The 10,943-nt window shown below is 47.8% G+C and carries 9 protein-coding genes; 2 read left to right on the top strand and 7 right to left on the bottom strand.

Annotated elements, in window-relative coordinates:
* The 6 genes from H6F74_RS13445 to H6F74_RS13420 form a co-directional block, all read right to left on the bottom strand.
* Positions 1 to 381, bottom strand: a 381-nt coding sequence (locus H6F74_RS13445) for a transposase family protein (RefSeq protein ID WP_190441793.1), incomplete at its 3' end; no start/stop codon positions are given.
* 127 nt (positions 382 to 508) lie between these two features.
* Positions 509 to 1,243 carry a Stp1/IreP family PP2C-type Ser/Thr phosphatase gene (locus H6F74_RS13440; RefSeq protein ID WP_190441791.1) on the bottom strand — a complete coding sequence of 245 codons (735 nt, stop codon included), beginning with the start codon at positions 1,241 to 1,243 and terminating at the stop codon, positions 509 to 511.
* 39 nt (positions 1,244 to 1,282) lie between these two features.
* A complete protein-coding gene (locus H6F74_RS13435; protein WP_347269515.1) occupies positions 1,283 to 2,989 on the bottom strand; it encodes an AarF/ABC1/UbiB kinase family protein in 1,707 nt (568 codons plus the stop codon).
* A 186-nt stretch (positions 2,990 to 3,175) separates the two neighbouring features.
* Positions 3,176 to 3,502 (bottom strand): DUF6825 family protein, encoded by a 327-nt coding sequence (locus H6F74_RS13430; RefSeq protein ID WP_190441790.1) that lies wholly within the window; start codon positions 3,500 to 3,502, stop codon positions 3,176 to 3,178.
* Between the two features lie 56 nt (positions 3,503 to 3,558).
* A complete protein-coding gene (locus H6F74_RS13425; RefSeq protein ID WP_190441788.1) occupies positions 3,559 to 4,974 on the bottom strand; it encodes a serine/threonine-protein kinase in 1,416 nt (471 codons plus the stop codon).
* Positions 4,975 to 5,127: 153 nt separating this feature from the next.
* On the bottom strand, positions 5,128 to 7,968 hold the full coding sequence (locus H6F74_RS13420) for a CBS domain-containing protein (protein WP_199301205.1): 2,841 nt from the start codon (positions 7,966 to 7,968) through the stop codon (positions 5,128 to 5,130).
* A 393-nt stretch (positions 7,969 to 8,361) separates the two neighbouring features.
* Here H6F74_RS13420 and psbZ point away from each other — a divergent pair, with 393 nt between their 5' ends.
* Positions 8,362 to 8,550 (top strand): photosystem II reaction center protein PsbZ, encoded by a 189-nt coding sequence (gene psbZ / locus H6F74_RS13415; RefSeq protein WP_190422543.1) that lies wholly within the window; start codon positions 8,362 to 8,364, stop codon positions 8,548 to 8,550.
* Positions 8,551 to 8,668: 118 nt separating this feature from the next.
* A complete protein-coding gene (gene ribH / locus H6F74_RS13410; RefSeq protein ID WP_190441810.1) occupies positions 8,669 to 9,265 on the top strand; it encodes a 6,7-dimethyl-8-ribityllumazine synthase in 597 nt (198 codons plus the stop codon).
* Between the two features lie 19 nt (positions 9,266 to 9,284).
* Here the strand turns inward: ribH and H6F74_RS13405 are convergent, their stop codons facing one another.
* Complete coding sequence (locus H6F74_RS13405) at positions 9,285 to 10,817, bottom strand: diguanylate cyclase (RefSeq protein ID WP_190441785.1); 1,533 nt, start codon at positions 10,815 to 10,817, stop codon at positions 9,285 to 9,287.
* Positions 10,818 to 10,943 lie beyond the last annotated feature (126 nt).

The raw sequence follows: 10,943 nt of genomic DNA, 5'->3' as shown, positions 1-10,943 counted from the left end.
AAAATTTTGGTAGGACTGGGAGTAGCCTTGCACTGTTCCTTTAATACTTTTGCCGTCAATCGCCAACCATTCCCCTGCCTCTGGCTCGAATTCTTTCCCTGCCCACTGGTTAAATTGCTCTGTCAACTTTTCAAAGTCCAACTGCTGAAATATCCTTCTAAATGTTGTGTCTGACGGCCAGCGTTTCACCTTGACTCCCAAGTGTTCACACAACGCTGCATAATGCCTCACACAAAAGTCTTCCAAGGCGCAATATCCATAACAACCACTTACTGTGCCTAAAATCGCTAGCAACAAGATTATCCACAGTGGGTATCGTCGTCCTCGCAAGGCGCGGAAATCTTCGACAGATTGCAGTGATTCAATTAGAGAGGATCTCATACAACACCCCTAGCTTCACCTCCTCTCAACTTTATAATTTCTACCACCACAATAAATTAGCCCTACCTTAAAAAGGGGGGCTGGGGGGGATCAAAACTTTTGACACTTCTGGGACATCCTCTAATAACTAATCACCGCTTGAGGGATCAAGTGCCACGATCACCACGGTGATATTGTCTCTACCCCCTTTATCTTTAGCCGCCTGAACGAGGTTCTCGGCCGCCTTTTCCAAGGAGGGTAATTTAAGGTAAGTCCCAATCAGATTATCCGAAAGTTCTTCGGTAAGTCCGTCACTACACAGCAGCAGCTTGTCGTCCGCTTGCACATCCATCGGTTGGATATCAATCTGACGCAAATCCTTACGACCTAGACACTGGGACAAAACGTGACGCCAGGGGTGCATCTTAGCTTGTTCTGGGGTCAATTCCCCCGCTTTCATCGCTCGCGCTACCCAGGTATGATCCTCAGTAATTTGCTCTAGCTTGGAGCTTCGGAGCCGATAAAGGCGAGAGTCGCCAATATGAGCTACCCAGGACTGATTTTCCCGGAAAACCACCACTACGCCCGTCGTACCCATGTCTGAGCGCTCTGGATGATCGTCTTGATCCTGGATTATGGCGTGATTCGCCTCGAAAAAGGCTTTTTCTAATAAAGCTTGAGAAGACTCACTTGAATGCCAATGCTCATTCAAATAGGTATGAATGGTGTGAGTAGCGATTTGACTCGCCTCTTGGCCTCCTGCGTGTCCTCCCATGCCATCAGCAACAATGAAAAATCTCCCATCAGGATCGATATGGTAATCATCCTGGTTTACGGAACGAACAAGTCCCGTATCGGAGAGGCCCGTGAAGCGACATATCATAAATGATCTGCTGGCATCAGCAACTTTACTTTACAGTAATCAAAACATACGATCAAATCGGTCGAGGCGCATGAGCTGGCGGATCAGGACAAACCCCAAAGCAACTGAAACCAGAATAACTGCCACCGCCAGCCCGACATGACCATTAACGAATAGGATGGTGGCTGACAGGGTGAAAGCACTGATTAGTAAAGTATAGTTGGTTAAGAGCTGAATACTGCTCATCCGCCGCATAATTCGGTCTGATTCTATGGAGCGCACCCGAATTCGCAGGTCGCCGCGCTCTAATTTTTCAATCGTATCTTCAATGCGCCGGGGCAAACTTAAAGCTGAACTGCTGACTTGAGCTGCTTGACGCCCCAGTTCATTGAGAAAACTGTTGCGATCGCTTCCATTACTCTCTGTCATAATCTGCATTGCAAAAGGTCTTGCAACCTCCATAAAGTTAAATTCTGGGTCTAAGCCCTTTCCTACACCTTCTAAAGTAGAGAACGCTCGCATCACAAAGGTGAAAGTTGCTGGGAAGCGAAACGGTTGGTCGTAGGCAATTTCATAGAGGTCTTCGCTAATGGCAGCTACTGATTGGTTTTCAAACGGCTTATCCATGAAGTGATCCAGCATATACTGAACCGATCGCCGTACTGGCCCCATATCGTCTGTTGGCGCTAAAGCCCCCAGTTCGACCAGAGATGTTACTACTCTGTCAGCATCTTTTTGGGCAATGCCAAAAAGCGTTTCCATTAGTTGTTCGCGGATATTGGACTTGATGCGCCCCATCATCCCGAAGTCATAGAAAATTAAGGAACCTTCGGCACTTACTGCTATATTTCCTGGGTGAGGGTCGGCGTGAAAAAACCCGTCGTTGAGGAGTTGTTGCAGGTAAGCTCTTGCGCCCATTTGAGCGAGTTCCTTCCTGTCTAGTCCAGCTGCTTCTAAGGCTTCATAGTGGCTAATTTTAATCCCTGGAATATACTCCAAAGTCACCACCCGTGGAGACGTATACCGCCAGTAAACACGTGGTACTTTTACCCAATCATAGGCGCGAAAGTTACGACGAAATGTATCGGCGTTACTGCCTTCATTTAGGTAATCAATTTCTTCCCAGAGAATTCGGCAGCACTCTTCATAGATTCCCAACCAGTCGCGGCCCCGGCCCCACTCTGGATGATTTTGGAAGAAACGGGCAATTCCTTTGAGGATTTGCAAATCAATGTTAAACAGCTGCCGCAATGCTGGACGCTGTACTTTGACTACGACTTCTTCGCCGCTATGTAGAGTTGCTTTGTGTACTTGCCCCAGACTAGCTGCGGCGAGGGGAATTGGGTCAAAACTTTTGTAAAGCTCTGGGATTTTTTTCCCTAAATCCTTTTCAACAATCGCTACTGCTTGTTCGTAGCTAAAAGCGGGTACTTTATCTTGCAGCTTGGAAAGTTCCTCTACATATTCTGAGGGGAACAAATCGGCCCTGGTAGAGAACAGCTGCCCGACTTTAATAAAAGTCGGGCCTAAATCCAAGAAAGTTTCTCGAATCCAGATTGCTTGCGCTGTGCGTCTTTGGGCTTGTTTTGCCTCGGTGATTCCGCCGGGATAGCTCCAAGATTTGTTGTAGCGCCAGATTCTAAACATGAGGCTTAAAACAAAGCCCCAAATGTCTACAAAGCGGCGTTGGCGGGAATAGCGATCGCTACTCCATCGGTAAGCCTGATCCGTGTGGGCTTTACCGACAGCCCGCTGTTTACTTGTCACAACAGCCGCTTTTGCCTTGGATTTCACAGGGTCACTAGGATAGGCTGACACTCGGATTCCTAAAAACTTGGGTTATTAAAGGTCTTGGCGCACAGAAATGGAGCTTTGAGTTTTGATTTGGATAATTAACAACCAACAAAACTAAATTTTTACTCAGAACACAGGCGAGATGCCTGTGCTACACATTCACACAGAACGGCTGCGATAGCGTTGTAACTCGGAACGGAAACGAGCAACTTCTGCTCTGAGTTCATCAATTGTCGCTTGCATATCTACAGGCTGGCTACCCTGCGGCACAATTGTTGTAGTGGTTCGCCCCCGCATGACAGTTTCCATTTGAGCGTCCGAGCGTTCGGTGACTTTCATGGTAAATTGCCGCAGAGACTCTCGTTGTTCGGCATCAAATTTACCAATTTCCGAAAAAGCATTGGTTAGAGCGTTCTCTACCTGCTCGTTAACTGCTTCCGCCACTGCTCTGCCAACAAAAAAGGCATGAACTACAGGATTATTCATGGAAAATTTTAATGTGCGTCCGTTAAAAATTATAACTTGATTGCTCTCAATACTACCTATAGCTGAGGTTGCAGCTCAGGTGGCAGTGTCACTGGAGCGGGTGCCACTGGGATGACAATAGCAGATGGCGGTGATAGCAAGCTATTTTGAGGAGTAGGCTCAGGGATATCTGATATCGGCCAGTCGTTGCGGGCGGGAAAGGATTGCTCGGTGTGTAGGATAGAAGAACCGGGTGATATGGCGGCGTGATAGCGAATTGCCAAGCCAAACCCAGCACCAGCACAGGTAGCGATCGCAGCTGTCATCATTAACGTCTTGGGTCGGGTGAGCTTTGGCGGTTTTAAGTTTGGTAGGGCTGGGGTAATCTTTACCTTACTGAGTTTTGTAGAGAGGCGATGAATTGCCTCTTGAGGTTTAACGTTCGGTAAGGAGATTTTCAGTTTGACTGGGGCGATGGGGCGCTTCGTCTTTACTGGAGTTTTTGCTTTTTTCGGGGCTGTACTGACTTGTGTTTTGTAGGGGCGGGATTTCCCTGCCAATTTTGGGCTTAAATTCCAGTTCACCCCTTTGGTAATATCTTGTTCTTGTTTCTGCTTCTGTGGGGCTGGGGGCTGGGGGCTGGGGACTGGCTGAGGCCGGACGGGTATTGGGGGAATCTCTGGGATACTGCTAGAAGGCAGCAGGGCTAGCCAATTTTCTACCGTTTGGGGACGAGATTCGGCTTTCATTTCCAAGCCACTCCCAAGGGCAGCGATCGCTTCTTCGCCCAAATTTGGTTGCAACTGTCGCAAATCTGGCAGAGGAATTTTCTCTCTTAACGATGCCGGAATTGGGGGTTCACCTGTCAGCAAGCAATACAGAGTTGCCGCTAAAGCATAAATATCTGTTGCTGGAGTACGCTTTTTCTTGGGAAAATACTGTTCAATTGCGGCATAACCAGGACTCACCAAGCTGGCGTGAGTTTGGATCATTCCTGGTGTCAGTTCTCCGGCAATACCAATTACTAGCACCACATCATCAGTACCCTGACGGCGGATGATGTTTTGCGGTTTGATATCCCGGTGCAGTAAACCTGCTTTGTGGACTAAACTCAGGGCATTGCCAATTTGACGAATATAGTCTATGGCTTTTTCTTCTGGCAGCGACTTAATATCTGTGATTTCCGCCAGAGTCTGCCCCTCGATGTACTCCATTACGATAAAAGACTGTCGGGACTCTTGAAAAAGGTCGAGAACCCCAACCAGGTGAGGATGCTTGACTTTAGCAAGGCGACGAGCGCTACTCTCAAATTGCTGCCTAAATCGCTCAAAATTGGGATGAGTCCATAGGCTCTCATTGAGGGTTTTGATGACGACCGTTTGCCCTGAATTGACATGAGTCGCCCGGTAGGTAATCCCAAAGATACCTTGACCCAGGGGGGTGTCAAGAATATATTTGCCGTTCTTCAGGACTGCGCCAGCCGTTAAGTTCATTAAGTAATTGTTACGGTGTTCCCAACTATGCTACTGCCAAGCAAAGCGATTATATATTAAAAATTAATAATTATAAGTTAAAGGAAGGATTTTTAACTTATAATTGTGAGCTTTTAATTTTTTCCGACAAATATACCCTGCTTTGGTGTGGCTTTAAAGTGGATAATACTTTGCGAGGAAACTTTCGGCATCAGCGCGATCGCGTATTTCTCCGTCTAGAGTTGCCGCTAAGAGATGATCCAGCATTTGCTTGAACTCGCGCCCCGGCTTGTAGCCCAATGCCTTCAGGTCGTTACCATTCAACAGGGGTTGTATATGAGCATATTGGGTGAGATATTGCCAAATAAGCCGCCGAATCGGACGCTGACTTTGCACAGCAATTAAAATCAAAGTTGGCAAGCCGTATTGCTTCAGCACTCGCGTAATTTCGCTGGGGCGAATGCACGTTGGCAAAGATTTCGCGACATTAGCTTGATCCAGATCCAGCTGTTGTAGCCGTTTGATACTGTCATCGGGTAGCTGGAGATTTTTGGCAACTTTCGGGCGATATTCCGGCGCGAGGTGAGCAATTAAAACTTCCAGCCGCATCTGCCAATGGTCGAGGGTTTTCTCAGGATCGAAGCGACGCAGACACCGCTCTAGTAAACGCACTTGCTTCCACAACTGGTGATCTAGTTCTAGGGTAGAATGCAGGCACTTGAGCGCTTCTAGATCGCCGAGTAACTTTAAAGCCCCTTTCCAGTAGGGAGCCTGTAAGATGTATTTCAGCTCTGCCTTAAGCCGTGTTTGGAGGGCGGGTGCTTTACTATTTTCGATAAGCGATCGCTCGTAAATTCCACTGTCCAACGCATAGCGGATATAGCGTTCCGTCTGTGCTTCAAGCTGAAATCCTAGCCGCACCGCAAACCGCACTGCACGATAAATTCGGGTAGGATCTTCGATAAAACTATTGGCGTGGAGAACGCGAATTTGACGCGATCGCAAATCCCGCAAACCGCCAAAAAAATCCAACAATTCACCTGCACGAGGTGACGTAAGTCTCACAGCTAAAGCATTGATAGTGAAATCCCGCCGATATAAGTCTTGGCGAATCGAACTAGCCTCAACTTCTGGATTCGCCGCCGGGTAAGGATAAAACTCTGTCCGCGCCGTGGCAATATCCACCCAGAGAGAGTCTAACACTGGATCGAGGTGCCACAACAGCGCCGCAGTTTGAAATTGACCGTGGACTTCCAGACGCGCCTCTGGGTAAGTATTTTGGAGTGCCTTAGCTAGTTCCACACCAGCACCGACATCAGCTGAACGGTGGAAGCCATCAACCACCATGTCGATATCTGACAGCAACAAAGTTTGATCAGGATCGGCTAGTAATAAATCTCGCACGGCACCGCCGACAAGGTATAAATGCCAACCGCGTTTTTGGGCTTGTTCGGACGCTTTGGCGAGGAATTCCCAGAGAGGAGGCGCAAGGCGATCGCGTAACTGAGTGCTTAATGATGTAGAGACGCGATATATTGCCTCTTGAGTGTTGAGTGTTTTATTGTACTCACTCTTGAGTTCTCGTTCCTCAGTCCTACCTTGGTGCAATTGGCGCAAAACATCGGTGCGCGTGACAATTCCCACCAGCTGCCCATTTTCTAAAACTGGCAAGCGTCCGACATCGTAAGTCACCATGATGGACTCAATCTCTGGCAGTGAGGTATCCGGCGTAATCGTGTTTAAATTCGTAGTCATGTAGCCTTTGACTGGCGCATGACTAAAGCCGTGATGCAGCGCCAGATCGATATCTCGCCGGGAGATAATTCCTACGAGGGGGACTGGGGATTGGGGATTGGGGATTGGGGATTGGGGATTGGGGATTGGGGATTGGGGATTGGGGATTGGGGATTGGGGATTGGGGATTGGGGTTTCTCCTACTCTTCCACTCTCGCGTTGAGCTTCTACCACACACAGACCAGAATGCCCGTAACGTAATAAAATACGCTGAGCTTGCTCAATTGTGGTGTCAGGGCGAATCGTTCGGACTGGCGATGACATTAATTCCCGCGCTGTAGGTGGCTGGGGAATTTGCGCGATAAGTTCATTTACTAACCGTTCGAGAGTTGCTTGGGGATTCACTCCGCGAGTTGTCACTGATGCAGCTTGAGAATGTCCGCCACCGCCCAACGGTTGGAATAATTCATTGAGATTGGTGCCTTCAATACGCGATCGCCCAATCACAGTCAATCTTTCTTCACCAGCATCTCCTACTGGAAACGTAGCTGCCAGCAACAAAGCATCACTTTCGGTAATATCAATAAGTCGAGAGGCAATGCTTGACAATCCAGGCACAAAGTCAGCAGTTTGCAGCAGCACCCAGGAAACTTTATAGTCCTGAACAGTTGATTGCAACTTGTCCAGCGCCAAAGCGAATAATTCCTGCAATTGGGGAGACAAGCCGGGATCGACGTACTGGGCAATTACGGACAAACTTGCCCCTTGTTCCATCAACCAAGCTAATGCGATCGCATCTCTGGCTGTCGTTCCCTCATAAGTCAGCGAACCAGTATCAACGTGAATCCCCAAAGCCATCACCGTCGCTTCTGAGGCGGAAAGCTGAATTTCTGCCCGCTTTAGCTGTTCTACAATTAAAGTTGTCGTGGCTCCTACCCGGTCGATATAGGTGCTAGTGGCGGGAATATCGCTTTCAATGTCTTGGTGATGGTCATAGACGACAACTTCCGCCAAATTTGGTAAATCGAGCCATTCGGCGGCTTTACCGATGCGATCGCGCTTTTGAGTATCCACCACTGTTATCGACCGAATCTGTTCCGGACGAACAGACCGTCTTTCTATCAACGCATACTCATCCCGATGCAACGCCAAAAAATCCCGCACTGCTGGATGACTTCCGCCAGTCAGCACTATCTTCGCTCCCGGAGAAAGGCTCGTTAGCCCCACCGCTGCTGCCAAAGCGTCAAAATCCGCTGTTGTGTGGCACAAAATTAGGTGCATAATCATTACTTAATAGTTAATACTCAATAGTTTTTAGTCATTAGGCATTAGTCCTTAGTCCAGTGGTGTCAACTTAAGCCCTGGCGAATGGAATTCGCGGCTACAAAAACGAAGTCCGCCTGCCTTGGCTAACGCTGTGATCAAGATTCTTATAACCCGCGCAGGGGGGTTTTGTTTGTATAGCTGCGGTTACCCTACGGGAAGCCGCTATCGCGTCTACAACCGCCAAGCTAACATTAAGTTGACACCAATAGTCCTTAATCCTTTCCCCATGACCAATACGTATGTTTCTTTTTTGCATGAGAGCCTTTTGCATGAGAGCCTTTTTTTGATACGGTACTACTAATCGCGGTTAATTTTAGCCAGCCCGTCGCTGTCTTGGGAGAAGAAGAGATGACAATTTTATTTCAGTTGGTACTAGGTGCTTTAGTTTTGTTGTCATTCATTATGGTCATTGGTGTCCCAGTCGCCTATGCCTCACCTCAGAACTGGGATCAATCGAAACGGCTGATTGTCCTCGGTTCTGGTGCCTGGATTGCATTGGTACTTCTGACCGGGGGCCTGAGCTTTTTTGTAGTTTAAAAGTCACAGTTATTCAGTGGTCAGTGGTCACGGAAACGTTCCAACGCTTACAGATAACTGACGAGTGACCACAGACCACAGACCACAGACCACAGATAAAAAGCTGATATCTAAAAACATGGCAGTTTTCGAGGGAACGTTTACTCAGACTCAATCCCTACGGTTTGCACTCGTCATTGGTCGCTTTAACGACATGGTGACAAGCAAATTGCTAGAGGGTTGCCAAGATTGTCTGAAGCGCCACGGCATTGATGTCAATCCTGAAGGTACTCAAGTTGACTATGTTTGGGTGCCTGGTAGTTTCGAGGTGCCTCTGGTGGCTAACCAGTTGGCGCTCTCGCGCCGATACGATGCCATAATTTGCCTGGGCGCAGTCATCCGGGGTCAAACTCCCCACTTTGATTATGTTGCCTCGGAAGTCTCTAAGGGAATCGCCGCCGCTGGGTTTCAAACTGGGGTGCCGATAATTTTTGGCATCCTGACAGTGGATACTATGCAGCAAGCCTTGGAACGGGCGGGTATCAAAAATAATAATGGCTGGAATTATGCCATGAATGCTATAGAAATGGCGAGTTTAATGCAGCATATCAAAGGCAATGTGGGGACAGGTGCCTACGGTGATAATGCTGCTCATGTGGTGACAACTCAGGCGCTGCCATCGTCGAACCGCGCGATCGCTGAGTCAACTGTTGAACACAAATCTTCGTCCATATAGCGATCGCTACCAAGAAAACTCAAGGATTGTTCGTCAATGATGTTCGCGAACAATCCGTTTTCAAAATAATGCGATCGCGTCCCTGGTTTTTTGCCTGATAAAGTGCCTCATCCGCCATAGCAATTAAGGTTTCCGGCAAACAATCCTCAGTAGGGATGGCGCTAGAAACACCCAAACTAAGAGTAACGTAGTCGCTCACCTTTGATTGAGCGTGGGGTAGTTTAAGTTGTTGCACCTCCAGGCGAATTGCCTGCGCCACTGCGGTTGCTCCCTGAGCAGAGGTATTAGGCAAGATTGCCGCAAACTCTTCGCCACCATAGCGAGCCACCAAGTCTGCTGGACGCTTAACTGCACGGCTTGCAGCTTTAGCCAACTGTTGCAAGCAATCATCGCCGGACTGATGCCCATAGCAATCGTTGTATCGTTTGAAATAGTCTACATCAAACAAAATTAAGGATAAAGGCTGTTGTTCCCGTGTCGCCCGCTTCCATTCGTGGGAGAGATAGTCATCAAAACGACGACGATTGGCAAGCTGGGTTAAGCCATCTATACTGGCAAGGCGTTCTAATTTCAAGTTTGCCTGTCTGAGAGCCGCTTCTGCTTTTTTGTGCTGAATCATCGAACCAAATTGGGCTGCAACCGCATTAACCAGAGAAAGCGATCGCTCATCCGGTGCCATTTCATGCCTTTGGAAAAACACTAATACTGCCAGAACTTGATGCCCGATAGTGCATTCGCACCGCTTCGCGATCGCAATCGGAATTCCCAGCGCACCTTTGAGTCCCGCTTCCGCAGCAATTCGACTACGACGAAAAACCCGATCGTTCTCCCGCGAAACATCCGCTATCCATTCCAGTTGTTGAGAAAGCCAAACCCGTCCGACAAGCCCCTCGCCCACAGCAAAGCCAAACGTTTCGCTTTGCTGTCGAAATTCATTCAATAGGACATCACTGGCATACCAAGCGCGACTGTATTCTATTACAGTTCCCTCCTCATTTGGAATCCAAGCTTCCCCAAAATCCCAACCAATAGTTTGACAAACGTTTGCCAAAATCGCTTCTAATGCCTCTTCCACATCAGCAGCTTCACTAATTGCTTGAGTCGTAGTCAACAAAAGTTGCAATTGGGCATTCTGGGCTTGCAACTGTAACTGAAACCGCCGCAAACGCAATTGATTTTCAATCCGTGCCAAAACCTCGACATATTCAAAAGGTTTTGTGATGTAATCGACCCCACCCAACATAAACGCAGTCACTTTATCAAAGTTTGCATCCAAAGCACTAATAAATATCGTCGGAATATCACAAGTTTGCTTAGAAGCTTTTAGGCGCTGGCAAACTTCATATCCATCCATGTCCGGCATTTTGATATCAAGCAAAATCAAATCAGGAGGACTTGAACGCACAGATTCAAGAGCTAGTTTGCCATTAGGAGAAACTCGCACTTTATACCCGTGACTCGACAAAATTTGAGTTAATAAAGTAATATTTTCAGGTGTATCGTCTACGACTAATATGTTAGCTTTAGATTTAAAAGGCTGCCCCTGATTCATAAGTTTTTTATGGTAATAGGTAATAATAGATAGGTTGGAAAGCAACCCCCTCCGCTGTGTTGCCCACGTTGAGGAAGTGGCGGAGGAGGAACGAAACCCAACGTCATCTAATAAATTGTTGGGTTT

It is taken from the genome of Trichocoleus sp. FACHB-90, assembly GCF_014695505.1.
GTDB classification, from domain to species: Bacteria; Cyanobacteriota; Cyanobacteriia; order Cyanobacteriales; family FACHB-T130; genus Funiculus; species Funiculus sociatus.
Note: the sequence above shows the minus strand (reverse complement) of the source record. Positions and strands in the feature narration are given on the sequence as shown.

Coding starts and splice junctions, on each gene's coding strand:
- H6F74_RS13430 (WP_190441790.1), bottom strand. CDS start 3,502: ATGAATAATCCTGTAGTTCATGCCTTTTTTGTTGGCAGAGCAGTGGCG.
- H6F74_RS13425 (WP_190441788.1), bottom strand. CDS start 4,974: ATGAACTTAACGGCTGGCGCAGTCCTGAAGAACGGCAAATATATTCTT.
- H6F74_RS13420 (WP_199301205.1), bottom strand. CDS start 7,968: ATGCACCTAATTTTGTGCCACACAACAGCGGATTTTGACGCTTTGGCA.
- psbZ (WP_190422543.1), top strand. CDS start 8,362: ATGACAATTTTATTTCAGTTGGTACTAGGTGCTTTAGTTTTGTTGTCA.
- H6F74_RS13440 (WP_190441791.1), bottom strand. CDS start 1,243: ATGATATGTCGCTTCACGGGCCTCTCCGATACGGGACTTGTTCGTTCC.
- H6F74_RS13405 (WP_190441785.1), bottom strand. CDS start 10,817: ATGAATCAGGGGCAGCCTTTTAAATCTAAAGCTAACATATTAGTCGTA.
- ribH (WP_190441810.1), top strand. CDS start 8,669: ATGGCAGTTTTCGAGGGAACGTTTACTCAGACTCAATCCCTACGGTTT.